Origin of the sequence: Streptomyces sp. Ru73 (genome assembly GCF_002920575.1) — a bacterium.
Classification (GTDB): domain Bacteria; phylum Actinomycetota; class Actinomycetes; order Streptomycetales; family Streptomycetaceae; genus Streptomyces.
The window spans coordinates 18,984-38,066 of record NZ_PQSQ01000041.1; the positions used below are offsets into that span (position 1 = coordinate 18,984).

The 19,083-nt window shown below is 72.2% G+C and carries 13 protein-coding genes; 9 read left to right on the forward strand and 4 right to left on the reverse strand.

The genetic code is table 11. The features are described 5' to 3' along the window. Positions 1-179: 179 nt before the first annotated feature. The 6 genes from C3486_RS19015 to C3486_RS19040 all read left to right on the forward strand — a co-directional run bounded on the left by C3486_RS19015 (position 180) and on the right by C3486_RS19040 (position 8,910). Positions 180-1,430: an amidohydrolase family protein gene (locus C3486_RS19015; protein WP_103833926.1), complete on the forward strand. Its 1,251-nt coding sequence runs from the start codon at positions 180-182 to the stop codon at positions 1,428-1,430. Between the two features lie 65 nt (positions 1,431-1,495). Beyond that, complete coding sequence (locus tag C3486_RS19020; RefSeq protein WP_103833955.1) at positions 1,496-2,407, forward strand: LLM class F420-dependent oxidoreductase; 912 nt, start codon at positions 1,496-1,498, stop codon at positions 2,405-2,407. A 163-nt stretch (positions 2,408-2,570) separates the two neighbouring features. Next, positions 2,571-3,695, forward strand: coding sequence for an LLM class flavin-dependent oxidoreductase (locus C3486_RS19025; protein ID WP_103833927.1), 1,125 nt, complete (start codon positions 2,571-2,573; stop codon positions 3,693-3,695). 30 nt (positions 3,696-3,725) lie between these two features. Then, on the forward strand, positions 3,726-5,465 hold the full coding sequence (locus tag C3486_RS19030; protein ID WP_103833928.1) for an amidohydrolase family protein: 1,740 nt from the start codon (positions 3,726-3,728) through the stop codon (positions 5,463-5,465). A 56-nt stretch (positions 5,466-5,521) separates the two neighbouring features. Continuing rightward, complete coding sequence (locus C3486_RS19035; RefSeq protein ID WP_374936895.1) at positions 5,522-7,018, forward strand: aldehyde dehydrogenase family protein; 1,497 nt, start codon at positions 5,522-5,524, stop codon at positions 7,016-7,018. Between the two features lie 323 nt (positions 7,019-7,341). Continuing rightward, entirely contained in the window at positions 7,342-8,910 is a 1,569-nt protein-coding gene (locus C3486_RS19040; protein WP_103833929.1) for an APC family permease, read from the forward strand. Between the two features lie 337 nt (positions 8,911-9,247). On the opposite strand, the gene C3486_RS19045 is transcribed toward C3486_RS19040, so the two are convergent. Further along, positions 9,248-10,771, reverse strand: coding sequence for a CehA/McbA family metallohydrolase (locus C3486_RS19045; protein ID WP_181138605.1), 1,524 nt, complete (start codon positions 10,769-10,771; stop codon positions 9,248-9,250). A 163-nt stretch (positions 10,772-10,934) separates the two neighbouring features. Here C3486_RS19045 and C3486_RS19050 point away from each other — a divergent pair, with 163 nt between their 5' ends. Both C3486_RS19050 and C3486_RS19055 read left to right on the forward strand, forming a co-directional pair. Continuing rightward, complete coding sequence (locus tag C3486_RS19050; RefSeq protein WP_103833931.1) at positions 10,935-11,759, forward strand: LLM class F420-dependent oxidoreductase; 825 nt, start codon at positions 10,935-10,937, stop codon at positions 11,757-11,759. A gap of 141 nt (positions 11,760-11,900) precedes the next feature. Next, entirely contained in the window at positions 11,901-14,540 is a 2,640-nt protein-coding gene (locus tag C3486_RS19055; RefSeq protein ID WP_103833932.1) for a bifunctional FO biosynthesis protein CofGH, read from the forward strand. A gap of 90 nt (positions 14,541-14,630) precedes the next feature. Here C3486_RS19055 and C3486_RS19060 read toward each other — a convergent pair whose 3' ends face one another. Beyond that, positions 14,631-14,888: a hypothetical protein gene (locus C3486_RS19060; protein WP_103833933.1), complete on the reverse strand. Its 258-nt coding sequence runs from the start codon at positions 14,886-14,888 to the stop codon at positions 14,631-14,633. A gap of 233 nt (positions 14,889-15,121) precedes the next feature. Between C3486_RS19060 and C3486_RS19065 the strand changes: the two genes are divergently transcribed. Continuing rightward, positions 15,122-16,231 carry an ADP-ribosylglycohydrolase family protein gene (locus tag C3486_RS19065; RefSeq protein ID WP_103833934.1) on the forward strand — a complete coding sequence of 370 codons (1,110 nt, stop codon included), beginning with the start codon at positions 15,122-15,124 and terminating at the stop codon, positions 16,229-16,231. Between the two features lie 52 nt (positions 16,232-16,283). Here C3486_RS19065 and C3486_RS19070 read toward each other — a convergent pair whose 3' ends face one another. Both C3486_RS19070 and C3486_RS19075 read right to left on the reverse strand, forming a co-directional pair. Next, on the reverse strand, positions 16,284-17,840 hold the full coding sequence (locus tag C3486_RS19070) for a sodium:solute symporter family protein (protein ID WP_103833935.1): 1,557 nt from the start codon (positions 17,838-17,840) through the stop codon (positions 16,284-16,286). Between the two features lie 361 nt (positions 17,841-18,201). Continuing rightward, complete coding sequence (locus tag C3486_RS19075; protein WP_103833936.1) at positions 18,202-18,987, reverse strand: SDR family oxidoreductase; 786 nt, start codon at positions 18,985-18,987, stop codon at positions 18,202-18,204. Between the last annotated feature and the right edge of the window lie 96 nt (positions 18,988-19,083).

Here is a 19,083-nt window from a genome sequence, read left to right on the forward strand (position 1 = left end):
CTGCGTCAGTAGGGGTCAGGTCTGTGCACAATCCCTCCTCTTGTGATCCACCGGGCCGGGAACGGCCGGGCGGCGCCCCGGCGACGGGCGCCTGCGGAATCCCCGCCGCCGGCTCCGGAGGCCATTCGTCCGCTTCCCAGTAGCTGACGGTTCGTCAGATCGGCGCTACCGTGAGGCACATGGCGACGCACACGGAGACCTCGGAGACCTTCCCCCGGATCATCTCGGTGGACGACCACACGGTGGAGCCGCCGCACGTCTGGCGGGACCGGCTGCCCGCGAAGTACCACGACACCGGCCCCCGCGTCGTGCGCGCACCCTTGAAGGAGATGACCTTCGTGGGTGGGAAATTCACCCCGAAGATGGGCGCACCGGGCGACGACGGACCCCTCGCGGACTGGTGGGTGTACGAGGACCTGCACCGCCCCCTCACCCGCCTGGACACCGCGGTCGGCTACTCACGGGACGAGATCAGGCTGGAGGGGATCACGTACGAACAGATGCGCCCCGGTTCGTACAGCGTCCCCGAACGGCTGGCGGACATGGACGTCAACCACGTCCAGACGGCGCTCTGCTTCCCCACCTTCCCGCGGTTCTGCGGCCAGACGTTCACCGAGGCCAAGGACCGTGAGCTGGGGCTCCTCGGGGTGCGCGCGTACAACGACTGGATGGTGGAGGAGTGGTGCGGCCCCGAAGCGCGGGGCCGGCTCGTGCCGCTGACCCTCATACCCCTGTGGGACGCGGAGCTCGCCGCCGAGGAGGTGCGGCGCAACGCGGCCCGCGGCGTGCGCGCCGTCTGCTTCAGCGAGATCCCGCCCCACCTGGGCCTGCCCAGCATCCACACCGACTACTGGGACCCCTTCCTGCGGGCCTGCGACGAGACCGGCACGGTCATCGCCATGCACATCGGCTCGTCCTCGAAGATGCCCTCCACCTCGGCGGACGCGCCGGCCGCCGTCGGCTCCACGATCACCTTCGCCAACTGCTGCTTCTCGATGACCGACTGGCTCATGAGCGGCAAGTTCGACCGCTTCCCGAACCTGCGGATCATGTACGCCGAGGGGCAGATCGGGTGGATCCCCTACATCCTGGAGCGCGCCGACGTGGTCTGGGAGGAGAACCGGGCCTGGGGCGGCGTCGCCGACAAGGTGCACCGCCCGCCCTCCGAGCTCTTCGCCGAGCACGTCCACGGCTGCTTCTTCGACGACGCCTTCGGCCTGCGCAACCTCGACGCCATCGGGGCCGGCAACGTCCTGTACGAGACGGACTACCCGCACTCCGACTCCACCTGGCCCAGGTCCCGGCAGGTCGGCGAGGACCAGATGGGCCACCTGGCCCCGGACGTCGTCGAGCGCATCGTCCGCGGCAACGCCATCGAGCTGCTGGGCCTGACCGCGGACGGCCTGTGGCCGGGGCCGGGCGCCCGGTGACCGGCCCGGCGGACGGGGACAGCGGCGGCGTGTGGCGGCCGCCCGACGGGCGGCTGGCGTACGGCATGCAGCTGCCCGTGCAGTCGCAGAGCACGCTGTACACGGAGGCGTGGGAGACCGGAGCCGGGCCCGCGGACCTGGTGGGGATCGCCCGGACCGCCGACCGGCACGGCTTCGCCTACCTCGCCTGCTGCGAGCACGTGGCCGTCCCGCAGCGGCTCGCCGCCGCCATGAGCACCGTGTGGTACGACCCGGTGGCCACGCTCGCGCACCTCGCCGCCGTCACCGAGCGGGTACGCCTGCTGAGCCACGTGGCGGTGGTCGGGCTGCGGCACCCGCTGCTCACGGCGAAGAGCTACGCCACGCTCGACCGGCTCTCCGGCGGACGGCTGATCCTCGGGGTCGGCGCCGGGCACGTACGGGAGGAGTTCGAGGCGCTCGGGGTGGACTTCGAGGGGCGCGGGCCGCTGCTGGACGAGACGGTCGACGCCTTGAAAACGGCCCTGGGCCCCGAGGAGTTCCCGGCGTTCGCGGGGGAGCGGTTCGCTTTCGAGGGGCTCGGACAGGCGCCGCGGCCGGTCCAGACGCCGCGCCCGCCGCTGTGGGTCGGCGGCTCCTCGCCCGCCGCGCTCCGCCGGGCCGCGGAGCGCGGCGACGGCTGGCTGCCGCAGGGCGACCGCCGGGACCGGCTGCCGCGGCAGATCGCGCGGCTGACCGCGCTCCGCGAGCGGGCCGGAGTGACCGATCCGGTGGTGATCGGGGCCATCGCCGAGCCGCTGTACGTGGGGGAGCCGGGCTGGGACACCGGCCCCGGCGCGCTGACCGGCCCGCCGGAACGTATCGCCGCCTCGCTGCGGGAGTACGCGGCGCTCGGCGTGCACCAGATCCAGCTCCGCTTCCGCAGCCGCGGCCGTACGGAACTCACCGACCAGATGGCGGCGTTCGGCACGGACGTGGCGCCCCTGCTCAACGACTGAACCGCGTGCCGCACGACGGAACGGCCCGCCGCCCGGCGGCCGTTCCGGTCCGCCGCGGCAACGCACCTGACGGAACATCAGCTCTTGACCCGGCCGGACCCCGGTGGAACAGTCGACGCATTCGATCTGACGGTACGTCAGAAAATCGAGGAGGGCGGACCCCTTGGAATTCGGGCTCTTTGTACAGGGATACGTACCGGCGGCGCGCGCCCAGGCCGACCCGGAAGCCGAGCACAAGGCGCTGATCGAGGAGACCGAGTACGTCATCCAGGCGGACCGGTCCGGCTTCAAGTACGCCTGGGCCTCCGAGCACCACTTCCTGGAGGAGTACTCCCACCTCTCCGCCAACGACGTCTTCCTCGGCTACCTCGCGCACGCCACCGAACGCATCCACCTCGGCTCCGGCATCTTCAACCCCCTCGCCCCCGTCAACCACCCCGTCAAGGTCGCCGAGAAGGTCGCCATGCTCGACCACCTGTCCGGCGGCCGCTTCGAATTCGGCTCGGGTCGCGGCGCGGGCAGCCACGAGATCCTCGGCTTCCTGCCGGGCGTCACCGACATGAACCACACCAAGGAGATCTGGGAAGAGACCATCGCGGAGTTCCCCAAGATGTGGCTCCAGGACGAGTACGTCGGCTTCAAGGGCAAGCACTGGGAACTCCCGCCCCGCAAGGTCCTCCCCAAGCCGTACGGCACCGGCCACCCCGCCATGTGGTACGCCGCCGGCTCGCCGCCCTCCTACGCCATGGCCGCCAAGAAGGGCCTCGGCGTCCTCGGCTTCAGCGTGCAGAAGGTCTCCGACATGGAATGGGTCCTGGAGTCCTACAAGTCGGCCATCCAGGAGGCCGAACCGGTCGGCGCCTTCGTCAACGACAACGTCATGGTCACCTCCACCGCGATCTGCGCCGAGACCCACAAGAAGGCCGTCGAGATCGCCGTCAGCGGCGGCCTGAACTACCTCCAGTCGCTGCTCTTCCGCTACCACGACACCTTCCCCCGGCCCGACGGCATCCCGCGGTGGCCCGAACTCCTCCCCGACTACACCGAGGAGATCATCGAGCTGCTGATCGCCGAGGAACTGATGATCTGCGGCGACCCGGACGAGGTGCTGCAGCAGTGCAAGCGCTGGGAACAGGCCGGCGCCGACCAGCTCTCCTTCGGCCTGCCCGTCGGCATCTCCCGGGAGGACACCCTCACCACCATCAAGCTGCTCGGCGAACACGTCATCCCCAAGATCGACACGGACCCCGTGCACCGCACCACGCGCTTCCGCCGGGCGGCCGGCTGACACCCCGCGTCCGAGAGGAGGACCGGCACCATGCTCGACCACCTGATCAAGGGCGCCACCGTCGTCGACGGCACCGGCGCACCCTCGTACGCCGCGGACGTCGGCATCCGGGACGGCCGGATCGCCGTGATCGCCGAACCCGGCACCGTCGCCGAACCGGCCCGCACGGCCGAGGACGCCGAAGGACTCGTCCTCGCACCCGGTTTCATCGACCCCCACACCCACTACGACGCGCAGCTCTTCTGGGACCCGTACGCCACCCCGTCCATGCACCACGGCGTGACGACGGTCGTCGGCGGCAACTGCGGCTTCACCCTCGCCCCGCTCAACCCCGGCCGCCCCGAGGACGCCGACTACACCCGCCGCATGATGAGCAAGGTCGAAGGCATGTCCTTGGTCGCGCTGGAAGAGGGCGCGCCCTGGAACTGGCACACCTTCGCCGACTACCTCGGCGCGCTGGACGGGCGGACCGCCGTCAACGCCGGCTTCATGGTCGGCCACTGCGCACTCCGCCGCCACGTCATGGGTCCTGACGCCATCGGCGGACAGCCCACAGCCGGGCAACTCCGGGAAATGCTGCGGCTCTTCCACGAGGCGATGGACGCCGGCGCCTGGGGCCTGTCCACTACCCAGTCCAGCTCCCACTCCGACGGCGACGGCGCACCCGTCGCCTCCCGGCATGCGGGCCCCGACGAACTGCTCGCCCTCTCCCGCGTCGTCGCCGACCACGAAGGCACCCAGCTGGAAGCCATCGTCGCCGGTTGCCTCGACCAGTTCTCCGACGCCGAGATCGACCTCTTCGTCGCCATGTCAGTGGCCGCCGGACGACCGCTGAACTGGAACGTCCTCACCATCGACGCCGCCGTACCGGAACGGGTCCCGCGCCAGCTCCTCGCCAGCGAACGGGCACGCAAGGAAGGCGGCCGCATCGTCGCCCTCACCATGCCCATCCTCACGCCCATGAACATGTCCCTCGACACCTTCTGCGCCCTCAACCTCATCCCCGGCTGGGGCGACGTCCTCGGCCTCCCCGTACCCGAACGCATCGCGAGACTCCGCGACCCCGCCGTACGCGACGGCATGCTCCGCCGCGCGGAGAGCAAGGAGGCGGGCGTCTTCCGGCGGCTGACCGACTTCGCCCGGTACGTCATCGGCGACACCTACTCGGTGGAGAACGAGGGCCTCACCGGCCGCGTCGTCCGCGACATCGCCGCCGAACGCGGCCAGGACCCCTTCACCTGCCTCGTCGAGATCTGCGCCGCCGACGACCTCCGTACCGTCCTGTGGCCCATGCCCACCGACAACGACCCCGCCAGCTGGGAACTCCGCCGCGAGACCTGGGAGCACGAGGACGTGCTGCTCGGCGGCTCCGACGCGGGCGCCCACCTGGACCGGATGTGCGGCGCCCCCTACACCACCCGCTTCCTCGGCGACTGCCTGCGCGGCCGCAAGCTCGTCGGCCTGGAACGCGCCGTGAAGATGCTCACCGACGACCCCGCCCGCCTCTTCGGCCTCCGCGACCGCGGCCGGATCGCCGAGGGGTACCACGCCGACCTCGTCCTCTTCGACCCCGAACGCATCGACGCGGGGCCCGCCACCCTCGTCCACGACCTGCCCGGCGACAGCCCCCGGCTGGACTCGCGCGCTCTCGGCGTGGTGAGCGTGCGCGTCAACGGCGTGGAGACGCTGCGCGACGACGCGCTGACCGGAGCCGTACCGGGCACGGTGCTGCGCTCCGGCCGGGACACGGAGACGGTGAGCACCCGGTGACGCGCGATGGGGAGGGGGAGCGCACGGTGACGTCCGGCGTCGGGGGTGAGGGGCCGGTGACGCGTGACGGCGCGGGTGAGCGCCTGGTGGTTCGGGACGAGGGGCCGGAGCGGCTGTTCATCGGGGGCCGGTGGGTGGCCCCCGAGCTGGGTCACTACGAGGTGATCGACCCGGCCACCGAAGAGGTCGTCGGCCTCGCCCCCGAGGCAAGCAGGGAACAGGTGTACGCGGCCGCCGCCGCGGCCCGCGAGGCATTCGACGGCTGGTCGCGCACCGCCCCCGAGGAACGCGCCCGCATCCTCGCCCGCACCGCCGACATCATCCGGGACCGGGCCGGACCGTACGCGGAACTCGCCCGCGCGGAATCCGGCGCCACCACCGCCACCGCACGCGGCATGCAGGTCGCGGTCGGCGCCGCCCGCTTCGACCGGTACGCGCGCGGCGCCCTCGAACCCGTCGAGGAACCCCTCCCGCCACAGATCAGCCAGGCCGGACCCATGGGGAAGGCCGGCGTCCTCGGCGCGCTCGCCGTCCGCCGGCCCGTCGGCGTCGTCACCTGCATCACCTCCTACAACAACCCCTGGGCCAACCCGGCCGGCAAGATTGCCCCCGCCCTCGCCATGGGCAACACCGTCGTGGTCAAGCCCGCGCCGCAGGACCCGCTCTCCGTCTTCCGGCTGGCGGAGGCGCTGGCGGCCGCCGGGGTGCCGCCGGGCGTGGTGAACGTGGTGACCGGCTCGCGCCCCGACGTCGGCGAGGCAGCGGTCGACGCACCGGACGTGGACATGGTCAGCTTCACCGGCAGCACGGCCGTCGGCCGGGCCATCGCCGAGACGTGCGGCCGCGGCATGAAACGCCAGCTGATGGAGCTCGGCGGCAAGGGCGCAGCGCTCGTCTTCGACGACGCCGACCTGCCCGCCGCCGTGGCCGGCATCGGCACCACCTTCTCCTTCTACAGCGGCCAGATCTGCACCGCGCCCACCCGCGTCCTCGCCCAGCGGGGCGTGTACGAGCGGCTGGTCGACGGGCTCGCTACGTACGCCGCCGCCCTGAAGGTGGGCGACCCGCGCGACCGCGCCACGGTCGTCGGCCCGGTCATCTCCGCCGCCCACCGCGACCGGATCGAGACGTACGTCGAACTCGGCCGCAAGGAGGGCGCCCGGCTGGTCACCGGCGGCGAACGCCCGGCCCTGGACAGCGGCTGGTACGTCGCCCCCACCCTCTTCGCCGACTGCACCTCCGGCATGCGGATCGTCCGCGAGGAGATCTTCGGCCCGGTCGTCGCCGTCCTCCCCTTCGACGACGAGGAGGAGGCCGTCGCCCTCGCCGCCGACAGCGACTACGGCCTGATCGACTACGTCTGGTCCGGCGACGTGGCACGCGCCTTCCGGGTCGCGGGCCGGCTGCGCGCGGGCGGGGTCGGCATCAACACCGTCGGCCGCAACATGGAGGCCCCGTTCGGCGGCTTCAAACAGAGCGGCGTGGGCCGCGACGTCGGCTCGTACGCCCTGCACGCGTACAGCGAACTCCAGTCACTGGTCTGGCCGGGCTGAGGCCGCGGCGCCGGCGGGCGCCGTGGTGCGGGGTGCCGGGCGCCGCGACGTCGGGCGCCGTGGTGCGGGCGCTCGCCGTTCGGCGCGACCGGGAGTCCGAATAACGGACACCGACGGGAAAATTTTGAACCTACCCAAAGCGGACATGGCTGCGGTTTACGTAATCCCATTCTCAACTATTGGACCTTGGGGAGTGGTGGTGCTTTAGGGGTTTCACCTCATGAAGGCGGGGTTGAATCGCCAACTTGGCTTCATTCGCAAGGCGTATGGTCGTGGAGTTCGACCCTCCGGATGCGAATACAGCAGGACTTAACGTCCTGTTCATGGTTCAGGTAGACCCCCGGCCCCCGGCCGGAGACACGGTAACGAGCGTCAATGGCGACGCATCGGGCGAAACCCGCAGCAAGGGCCTCAGCGGCAACTCCGTCGGCCTGCTCGGCAGTGCCGTGATCGGGCTGTCCACCGTCGGCCCCGTCTACTGCCTGACCTCCACGCTCGGCCCCACCGTGGGCGAGGTCGGCCTCCAGATGCCCGCGGTGTTCCTCGCGGGCTTCCTGCCGATGCTGCTGGTCGCGTTCGCGTACCGCGAGCTGAACAACGCCGTCCCCGACTGCGGCACCTCCTTCACCTGGACGGTAAAGGCGTTCGGTCCCCGCATCGGCTGGATGTGCGGCTGGGGCCTCGTGATCGCGACGATCATCGTGCTGTCGAACCTCGCCGGCGTCGCCACCTCCTTCTTCTACCTCCTCCTCGGACAGCTCACCGGCAGCGACTCCATCGCGGCGCTGGACGGCAACAAACCCGTACACGTCCTGACCTGCCTCGCCTTCGTCGCCATCGCCACCGCGATCAGCTACCGCGGCGTGACCACGACCAAGGGCCTGCAGTACGCGCTCGTCGGCCTGCAGCTCGTCGTCCTCGTGGTCTTCGTCGGCATGGCGATCGGCAAGGCCCGGGCCGGTGACTTCGCCGGCTCCATCGACTTCCACTGGTCCTGGCTGAACCCCTTCGAGGTGAAGTCCTTCGCGTCCTTCACCGCCGGACTCTCCCTCTCGATCTTCATGTTCTGGGGCTGGGACACCTGCCTCACCGTGAACGAGGAGACCGCCGGCAGCGAGAAGACCCCGGGGCGTGCCGCGATGCTCGCCATGGTCGTCCTCATCGGCTCCTACCTGACCACCGCGGTGGCCGCGCAGATGTTCTCCGGCGTCGGCACCAAGGGCCTGGGCCTGGGCAACCCCGCCACCTCGGACAACGTCTTCGCGGCCCTCGCCGGGCCGGTCATGGGCCCGGCGCTCGGCGTGCTGCTCTTCGTCGCCGTCCTCGCCTCGGCCGCGGCCTCCCTGCAGACCACGTTCATCCCGGTGGCCCGCACGGTCCTGGCGATGTCCACGTACGAGGCGCTGCCCGCCTCCTTCGCGCGCATCCACCCGCGCTTCCAGTCCCCGGGGCGGGCCACCGTCGCGGCCGGCGTCGCCACCGGCGTCTTCTACGCCGTGATGACCTTCCTCAGCGAGAACGTCCTCGTCGACACGATCTACGCGCTCGGCCTGATGATCTGCTTCTACTACGCGATCACGGCCTTCGCCTGCGCCTGGTACTTCCGCTCCGACCTGCGGAACTCCGCCCGCGACATGATCTTCAAGGGCGTCTTCCCGGTACTCGGCGGACTGCTGCTGACCGGCGTCTTCGTGAAGACGCTCATCGACATCTGGGACCCGGCCTACGGGACCGGCAGCTCCGTCTTCGGCATCGGCTCGGTCTTCGTCATCGGCGTCGGCCTCCTCGTCCTCGGCCTGGTCATCATGCTGTTCATGCAACGCCGCAGCCCCGCCTTCTTCCGCGGTGAAGTCCTGACCCGCAGCACGCCTGCGCTGGTCGTGGAGGACTGAGGGGGCGCAGACGGCCCCCTTCCCCCGGCGGGTGCCCCCGACCCGTTAACCCGTCCCGTCCCGTCCCGCCGCTCCTGCCGCCTCACGAGGTCCGAGGGCCCGGGGTGGGGCGCCGCCCTCACGCTTGCCTCCCGGGACTCAGGCTCCGGGGCGGGGCGGGGCGGGGCAGGCGCGGTGCGGGGGCTGGGGTGCCGGGGCTGGGGGCGGCTTTCGGGGCAGGGGGCCGACGTCGCCTCCGCTTTTCTCTTCCCCGGGGGGCCTCCCCCCGCCCCCGCCCCCGCCCCACCCCTCCTCCTCCGCCGCCGCCTCTCGTTTTCAGCTTGCTTCCGCCCTCAGTTCACTCCCGTCCCAGGAACACAGGGTTGGTCAGCGCCGCCATCGGGCCCGGGAGGGCCGGTGTCGTCGCGGGGTGGCGGACCTCGGCGCGTATGTACGCGGCGTTGTCCGGTGTGGTCCGCCAGCTGACCGTGCCCGAGCCGGAGTCCGGCAGCGGCTCGGAGTACCGCAGGCCCTGGTCGGTGACGAAGGAGACCGTGCAGCCGGGCGCGCCGCTCACCTCCAGCCGGGCCGTCACCGAGGACGTACGGCCCACCCGCAGCCGTTCGCCGATGCCGGCGTGCTCCCCGCGCTCGCCGGTCACGGAGAACGCGAGACTGACCTTCGCGGACTCGGCGATCCATACGCGGCCCGCCCGTATGCCCTCCTGGATCGCCTGCCGGGAGAGGTCGTCGGCGAGGACGACGGTCTGCGGCAGGCCCACCACGTCCGGGTCGCGGTGCGCGTCGCTGTGGCCGACCGCCGGGAGCCAGGCGCCGCGGCCCTGGGCGTGCGCGACCAGGGTGTTGTCCCACTCCGCGAGGGTGACCTCGTCGTCCGGGGTGTACGGGCCGTTCCACACCTCCACCGCGTCCGCCTCGTTCAGCCCGAACTTCCAGTTGCAGCCGATGCACGTCGCGTGCGGGTGCGCGGGGATGACCAGGCCGCCGGCCCGGCGGACGGCGCGGGCGAACTTCCCGAAGGCGTTGTCCCGGGCGCGGTACCGCCAGTCCACGAACACGCCGGGGTCGGTGCCCATGGCGACCACGTGGCCGTTGCGCGTGGTGATCTCCTCGCCGGTGAGGATCAGCAGGTCGTCGCCCCACAGGCCCTCCCACGCGGCGTGCGAGGAGGTGGTGTTGTGCTCGGTGGTGGTGAGGAAGTCCAGCCCGGCCGCCCGCGCGAGCGCGGCGATCTCCGCGGGGGTGCGTCTGCCGTCGGAGTGGACGCTGTGCAGGTGGTTGTCGCCGCGGTACCACGCCCGGCCGCGGCCCTTGGCGCGCTGCGGCGGGTACACCGGCTTGGGCGTCTCGCCCGCCGCGCCGTACCGCAGGGTGATGGCGACCTTGTAGTCCATGCCCTGGGGCGCGACGGTGTACGGGCCGAGGGCGATGTGCCAGGTGCCGGGCCTGATGGGGCCCGGGAGGTAGCCGGGCGTCGCGGCGTCGGCGCGGAGGAAGAACTCCGTGCGGGCTCCGCCGGACCAGCCGCGGAAGCCGGCGCCGCCCAGCTCCGTGCCGCGCTCGTCGAAGATGCCGATGTCGCAGGCGTTGCCGTTGGTGCCGGCCGGGACGGACGGCTTGTCGTAGGTGTAGGAGACGGCGATCTCGCGCACGCCGCGCGGGACTTCCACCGGGACGTACACGAAGTCGGGTGCGCCGGTCGGGAGGTGCCCTGTGACGGTCCGGGTCTCGTCCGCCGGCCCGCCGGAGCCGCCGGGTCCGTCCGCGCGCCCCTCGGCGCCTGCGAAGCTCACAGGGGCGAGCGTAAGGGCTCCCGTCGCGCCCGCGACGGCGCCGAGTCTCAAGATGTCGCGCCGGTCCATCTCCGCCCCTCCGCCGGTTCTGCCAGGTATCTGCCGCGTCATGTGAAAACTGTTGTACGCGCGTGTGACACGGACCGGAAGGCCTGTGGATAACTCGGGGAAGGTGCGGCAACATGCGCTCACCACCCCCTTTGCACAGGACGGCCGACGCGGAGGCGACGCCATGCGGATCGCGACCACGATCTTCCTGACCGACGAGACGATCCGGCCGGTGCGGCTGGCGTCCGAGCTGGAGCAGCGCGGGTTCGCCGGGCTGTACCTGCCCGAGCACACCCACATCCCCGCGTCCCGCGACACCCCCGCGCCGATGGGCGAACCGCTGCCGCGCGAGTACGGCCGGACCCTCGACCCGTTCGTCGCGCTCGGCCAGGCGGCGGCCGTGACCGAGCGGCTGGCGCTGGGCACGGGCATCACGCTGGTGGCCCAGCACGACCCGATCGACCTGGCGAAGCAGGTGGCGACGCTGGACTTCCTCTCCGGCGGCCGGTTCACGCTGGGGGTGGGCTTCGGCTGGAACGTGGAGGAGGCCGCCGATCACGGGGTGGAGTGGTCGTCGCGGCGGGCGCTGGCCAAGGACCGGATCGCGCTGATGCGGGCGCTGTGGGCGGACGAACCGACGGCGTACGAGGGGGCTTTCGGGTCGGTGCGGGCCAGTCACGCGTACCCGAAGCCGGTGAAGGGCGCGCCGCGCATCCTGGTCGGCGGCGGGGCGGGGCCGAAGCTGTTCGCGCACATCGCGGAGTACGCGGACGGCTGGCTGCCGATCGGCGGGCGGGGGCTGTCCGAGGCGCTGCCGGAGCTGCGCCGGGTGTGGGCCGAGGCGGGCCGTGAGGGGGAGCCGGTGGTGGTGCCGTACGCGGTGCGTCCCTCGGCCGGAAAGCTGGCGCACTATCAGGAGCTGGGCGTGGACGAGGTGGTCGTGCAGCTGCCGGCGGCGGGGGAGGGCGAGGTACTGCGGGCGCTCGACGCGTACGCGGACCATTTGTGAGGCGCGCGTGGCACGGCAGGTGCGGCGGGGAGTGTGCCCGGAAGACAGCCGGAGGGAACCTCCGGCTGGGGTGATCATCGGCACACGAAACGGGCTCCGCGGCCCGTCGGCCGCCCCGCCGCCCGCTCGTATCCTCGGAGGATGACTTCCAGCCCGCAGGGATCCGAGCAGCCACCGCAGGGGCCCGACCAGCCTCCGCAGGGAAACCGGCGCCCCGCGCCGACCGCCAACGCCATGCGCCGGGCGCTGAGGCGCGCGCGGGACGGCGTGGCACTGGACGCGGCCGAGGCGGCCGTGCTTCTGCAGGCGCGCGGCGAGGACCTGGACGACCTGTGCGCCTCCGCCTCCCGGGTACGGGACGCGGGGCTCGAGGCCGCCGGCCGCCCCGGCGTCATCACCTACTCCAAGAGCGTCTTCATCCCGCTCACCCGGTTGTGCCGGGACAAGTGCCACTACTGCACGTTCGCCACCGTGCCGGGGAAGCTGCGCCGTGAGGGCCACGGCATGTTCATGTCCCCGGACGAGGTCCTGGACATCGCCCGCCGCGGCGCCGAAATGGGCTGCAAGGAAGCCCTCATCACCCTCGGGGACAAGCCCGAGGGCCGCTGGCCCGAAGCGCGCGAGTGGCTCGAGGCCGAAGGGTACGACGACACGCTCGCCTACGTGCGGGCGATGGCGATCCGCATCCTGGAGGAGACCGGGCTCCTGCCGCACCTGAACCCGGGGGTGATGTCCTGGACGGACTTCCAGCGGCTCAAGCCGGTCGCGCCCTCGATGGGCATGATGCTGGAGACCACCTCCGAGCGGCTGTGGAGCGAGCCCGGCAACCCGCACTACGGCTCGCCCGACAAGGAGCCCGCCGTCCGGCTGCGCGTCCTGGAGGACGCCGGGCGCAGCTCCGTGCCCTTCACCAGCGGCCTGCTGATCGGCATCGGGGAGACGTACGAGGAGCGCGCGGACTCGCTGTTCGCGTTGCGCCGCGTCTCCCGCGCGTACCACGGCATCCAGGAACTGATCATCCAGAACTTCCGCGCCAAGCCGGACACGGCGATGCGCGGCATGCCGGACGCGGAGCTGGACGACCTGGTCGCCACCGTGGCCGTCGCGCGGCACATCCTGGGCCCGTCCGCGTGCCTCCAGGCGCCGCCCAACCTGGTGGACGCGGAGTACGGGCGGCTCATCGGGGCCGGCATCGACGACTGGGGCGGCGTCTCGCCGCTCACCCCGGACCACGTCAACCCCGAGCGCCCCTGGCCGCAGATCGAGGAGCTGGCCGCCCGTTCCGCCGAGAGCGGCTTCCGGCTGCGGGAACGGCTCGCGGTCTACCCGGAGTTCGTGCTGCGCGGCGAGCCCTGGCTGGACCCGCGGCTGCTGCCGCACGTACGGGCGCTGGCGGACCCCGAGACGGGGCTGGCGCGCGAGGACGCGGTGGTCGAGGGGCGGCCCTGGCAGGAGCCGGACGAGGAGTTCTCGCTGCACGGCTCGGGCCGGACGGACCTGCACCGCACCATCGACACCGAGGGCCGCACCGGTGACCGCAGGAACGACTTCGACGAGGTCTACGGCGACTGGGAGGCGCTGCGCGAGGCGGCGGCACCCGGGATGGTGCCGCAGCGCATCGACACGGACGTACGCGCCGCCCTGAAGCAGGCGGCGGACGACCCCACGAAGCTGAGCGACGACGAGGCGCTCGCCCTCTTGCACGCCGACGGGCCGGCCCTCGATGCGCTGTGCGGCATCGCCGACGACCTGCGCCGGGAGGCGGTCGGCGACGACGTCACGTACATCGTCACGCGCAACATCAACTTCACCAACGTCTGCTACACCGGCTGCCGGTTCTGCGCCTTCGCGCAGCGCCGTACGGACGCCGACGCCTACACCCTGTCGCTGGACCAGGTCGCCGACCGTGCCCAGCAGGCGTGGGAGGTGGGCGCGACCGAGGTGTGCATGCAGGGCGGCATCCACCCCGACCTGCCCGGCACGGCGTACTTCGACATCGCGCGTGCGGTGAAGGAGCGCGTCCCGGGGATGCACGTCCACGCGTACTCGCCCATGGAGGTCGTCAACGGCGCGACCCGTACGGGCATGTCCATCCGGGAGTGGCTGACGGCCGCCAAGGAGGCGGGGCTCGACACGATTCCCGGTACGGCCGCGGAGATCCTCGACGACGAGGTGCGCTGGGTGCTCACCAAGGGCAAGCTGCCCACGGCCACCTGGGTCGAGGTCGTCAAGACCGCGCACGAGCTGGGCATCAGGTCGTCCTCGACGATGATGTACGGGCACGTGGACCAGCCGCGGCACTGGCTGGGCCATCTGCGGCTGCTGGCGGAGATCCAGCAGGAGACGGGCGGCTTCACGGAGTTCGTGACCCTGCCGTTCATCCACACGAACGCGCCGGTCTACCTGGCGGGCATCGCCCGTCCGGGGCCCTCCTCGCGCGACAACCGTGCGGTGACCGCGATGGCACGGGTGCTGCTGCATCCGCACATCCCCAACATCCAGACCAGCTGGGTGAAGCTCGGCACCCAGGGCGCGGCGGAGATGCTGCGCTCGGGCGCCAACGACCTCGGCGGCACGCTGATGGAGGAGACCATCTCCCGGATGGCCGGGTCCAGCTACGGCTCGTACCGGTCGGTGCGGGACCTGGTCGCGATCGCCGAGGAGGCCGGGCGTCCGGCCCGTGCCCGTACGACGACGTACGGTCCGGTGCCCGAGGAGCGGCAGGAGGCGGCGCGGCGCTCCGACGGCCATCTGCCGGAGCTGCTGCCGGTACTGGAGTAGCGGTGTGCGGGGCCGTCCGGCGACCGGCGGCCCCGCACACCCCGTCCCCACCGCAGGGCGGCCACGCGCCGCCGGGCGGCCCCGCGCCCGTCAGCCCTCGCCGCCGTGCTCCGTCTCGTGCTGGAGGATGCACTGCTGCCAGCGGGCGAGGGCCTCGGCCCGGTCGCCGCCGGCGTCCTCGGCCGCGGTGATGAGCGCGTCGGCGGCCATCGCCGCGAGCCGGACGGCGATGTGGCAGGTGTCGCGCTGGGGGAGCGGCCGCAGCAGCTCCACCGCCCCCTCGCTGTCCCCGGCCAGCGCGCACGCGACGACGGCCATGGTCGTGCGGTCCCACTCGTACTCGGACATGGACGGAGCATGCCCACGGCGGGGGCGGAGGATGACTCCTGTGCCCATATTGCCCAGCTGAACGGAAAGTTCCGTTACCGATCAAAAGCCGCTCGATGGTCGCCTCTTCGCATTCCCTTCCTGCCCACTGATGGCTGAATCTTTGTCTATTACAGTGCCCTCCGTCAGACGGGCGTCACGAGGCGTCGGGAGCGGGAGCACGGCCGGGAGGGCGCAGTGCCGGGAGGGACACAGTGAGCGCGAACGCCATCTGGGGCCGCGCCGAGCAGCAGGACTTCCGCAGCCGGGTGCGCGGCTGCCTCCTGGGCGGGGCGATCGGCGACGCCCTCGGGGCGGGCGCGGCCGACGCCTCCCTGGACGCCCTCCGCCAGGCACACGGCGCCGAGGGGCTCACCGACTACGTGCCCGTCTTCGGACGGCGCGGCGCCATCACGGACGCCACCCAGCTCACCCTGTTCTCCGTCGACGGGCTCATACGGGCCCAGGTGCGCCGCGACACCGGTGCCTGGCACCCGCCCACCGACCTGTACCGCGCCTACCGCCGCTGGGCCGTCACCCAGCACGACTGGGGCCCGGACGAGCGCCGCGCCGAGGACGGCTGGCTGGCCCGCGAGGAGTGGCTGTACGCCCGCCGCGCGCCGGCCCGCGACTGCCTCACCGGCCTCGGCGACCAGGTCATGGGCACCCTGGAGGCGCCCCGCAACCCGCAGGCCGACGGCGGCGGCGCGGTGATGCGCTCGGCGCCCTTCGGGCTGCTGGTCGGCTGGGAACCCCAGCTGGTCTTCCAGCTCGCCGTGGAGTGCGCGGCGCAGACCCACGGCCACCCGACCGGCTACCTCGCGGCCGGCGCGTTCGCCGTCGTCGTCCACTCCCTCGCGCGCGGTGAGGACCTCGACAGCGCCGTCCAGAAGGCCCTGGCCCACCTGGCGACCCGCCCCGGCCACGAGGACACCACGGACGCGCTCAAGCGCGCCCTGGGCGCCGTACGGCAGGGCATGCCCACCGCCGCCCGGGTCGAGGCGCTGGGGGAGGCCGGGGACGCCGCCGGCGCCCTCGCCGTCGCCGTGTACTGCGCGCTGGTCGCCGAGGACATCCGGCACGGGCTGCTGCTCGCCGTCAACCACGGCGGGCCCTCCGACGTCACCGGCGCGCTCTGCGGCAACCTGCTCGGCACGCTGCACGGCGAGACGGCGCTGCCGCCGGTCTGGCTGGTGGAGCTGGAGGGACGTGCCACCGTCCTCCAGCTCGCCGACGACTTCGCCATGGAGATGACCCAGGGGCCCGCACTGCACGGGCCCGGCAACTCGGCACCGGGCTGGCTGGCGCGCTACCCGAGGGCGTAGCACCCGCAGCCCCTCAGGGCGCGCAGTACCCGCAGCCTCTCTCAGGGCGCCGCTACACGGGCTTCTCCTGGCCCTGCGGAGCTGCCTGCCCGGGTACGGTCAGTGCCGCCGCGCCTCCGGAGCCGTCGTCGTCGCCGTCCGAGTTGATGCGCGCCAGCACCGCGTCCCGCTCCGGCGTGGCCTCCGGCTTCACCAGCCCGATCAGTACGAACAGCACCAGCGAGACGGCGACCGGCGAGACGATCTGGATCTGCAGCGACAGGCCCGCGATGCCGTAGTTCGTCAGCCAGAAGGCGAACAGTCCGGCCGCCCAGGAACCCAGCGCCGCCACCGGGCCGGAGCGGCGGAACACCGGCAGCATCCCCAGCAGGAACGGGATCGAGATCGGCCCGACCAGCCCGGCCACCCACTTGATCACGACCGAGATGATGCCGGCGAAGGCCGGCGAGTCCACCTGCGTCGCGATCGCCATCGACAGGCCGAGGAAGGCGAGCGTCGACAGCCGCGCCGCCACCAGTCCGGCGCGGTGCGTCCAGCCGCGGGCCTTCGCCGAGACGGCCGGCGCGATGTCCCGGGTGAAGACCGCCGAGATGGCGTTGGCGTCCGAGGAGCACATCGCCATCGTGTGCGAGAAGAAGCCCACGATGACCAGCCCCAGCAGGCCGTGCGGCAGCAGCCGCTCGGTCAGCAGCGCGTACGAGTCCGACGCGTCCGGCTTCTCCGCCTTGACCAGCAGCGGCGCGACCCACATCGGGAAGAACAGCACCAGCGGCCAGACGAACCACAGCACCGCCGACAGCCGGGCCGAGCGCTGCGCCTCCCGGGCGCTGCCCGTGGCCATGTAGCGCTGCGCCTGGTTCCACATGCCGCCGCTGTACTCGAAGGTCTTGATGAACAGGTAGGCCAGCAGGAAGGTCAGCGTGTACGGGCCGACGGTCGGCTGCGTGTGGGTGTCCGGCAGGTCGCCCCACACGGTCCACAGGGCGCTGACGCCGCCCAGCTCGGCCAGCACGGTCACCAGCATCGCCAGGCCCGCCAGCAGCTGGATCACGAACTGCCCCAGCTCGGTGAGGGCGTCCGCCCAGAGCCCGCCGACCGTGCAGTACACGGCCGTGACCACGCCCGTGATCAGGATGCCCTGGTTGATCGACACCCCGGTGAACACGGACAGCAGGGTCGCGATCGCGGCCCACTTGGCGCCCACGTCCACGATCTTCAGCAGCACGCCGGACCAGGCGAGCGCCTGCTGGGTGGGCAGGTTGTAGCGCGCCTTGAGGTATTCGAGGGGGGACGCGACGTGCAGCCGGGAGCGCAGCCGGTTCAGCCGGCCCGCGAAGAGTCTGGCCCCGATGGCGATGCCGATCGCGATGGGGAAGGACCAGGTGACGTACGAGGTGATGCCGTACTGGTAGGCGATGCCCGCGTACCCGGTGAACATCACGGCGCTGTATCCGGACATGTGGTGCGAGATGCCGGACAGCCACCACGGCATCCGGCCGCCCGCCGTGAAGAAGTCGCTCACGTCGTCGACGCGTTTGTGCGACCAGACGCCGATGCCGACCATGACGCCGAAGTAACCGATGAGCACAGCCCAGTCGAGACCGTTCATGCCCCCTCCAAGGGGTCCGCCTTGTGAACGTGCAAGAACGCAAACGCACTTCGCCTCGGCGGCGCCCCCGTGCGGGAGTGGGGACTTCGGGGATTGAACCGTTGGCGCGGAGCCCGGTCAAGGGGGTTCGTAGGTCATGGATATGAACATCAGTCACCTAACCGAACGATTTTACCGTCTCTTGACTCCACGCCTCGTTGTCGTGCCCACGGCGGCGACCGCACCATGAGCGGACACTTCGCCAGGCTCCGCGCACGCGTCGGCACCCCACGGGAGCGGGATCCCGTGCGGTGCGGAGAGGAGGTCGTTCGCAGGCGGGTGCCGTGGGGCGCCCGGTCGGTACGGCGCGCCCCGATACGCATCAGCGCATCAGCTCACCCGCGTTCACCAGCAGCGACTGACCCGTGATCGCCCGCGCCCGGTCGGACGCGAGGAACACCGCGGCCTCCGCCACGTCACCGTCCGTGGCCGGCTCCGGCAGTGCCATGCGTTCCGCCAGCCGGTCCCGCACCGCCTGCTCCGGTACGCCCTCGGACTCCGCCGTCATCCGTACGTACGCCTCGACCTGCGGGCCCCACATCCAGCCCGGCTGGACGGTGTTCACCCGTATCCGGTCCGGGCCCAGCTCGCGCGCCAGCGAGTACATCGCGGACACCAGTGCCCCCTTGGACGCCGCGTACGCCGCCTGCCGCACCTGTGACGGCGCGGCCACCGACGACTGGGTGCCGATCATCACGACCGAGCCGCCGCCGCGCGCCCGCATCGAGGGCAGGCAGGCCCGCGTCATGCGCAGCGTTCCGAAGAGGTTGACGTCCACCACCCGCTGCCAGGCGGCGAAGTCCGCGTCCGCCAGCCCGCCGAAGTACGCGTCCAGCGCGGCCACGTGGACCACCGCGTCCACCCCGCCGAACCGCTCCTCGGCGAGTCCGGCCAGCGCCGCGCACTGCGCCTCGTCCGCGATGTCGGTCGCCCGCCAGGCCGTCCAGCCGCCCGCCGGGTCGATGCGCTCGGCGCACGCGGCGAGCCGGGCCTCCGTGCGCGCGCCCAGGACGACGAACGCCCCGTCCCGCACGCACGCCTCCGCGACGCGGAACCCGAGCCCCGGCCCGACGCCCGACACGATGACGGTCTTGCCCTGCAGGAGCATGCGATCCCCTCCGGCCACGGCTGACGGGCCGTCAGCGTAGGCGCGGAGGGGAGCGGTGCGGAAGGGTTCCTGCGAGTACGGGGCGCGGCGTCCGGG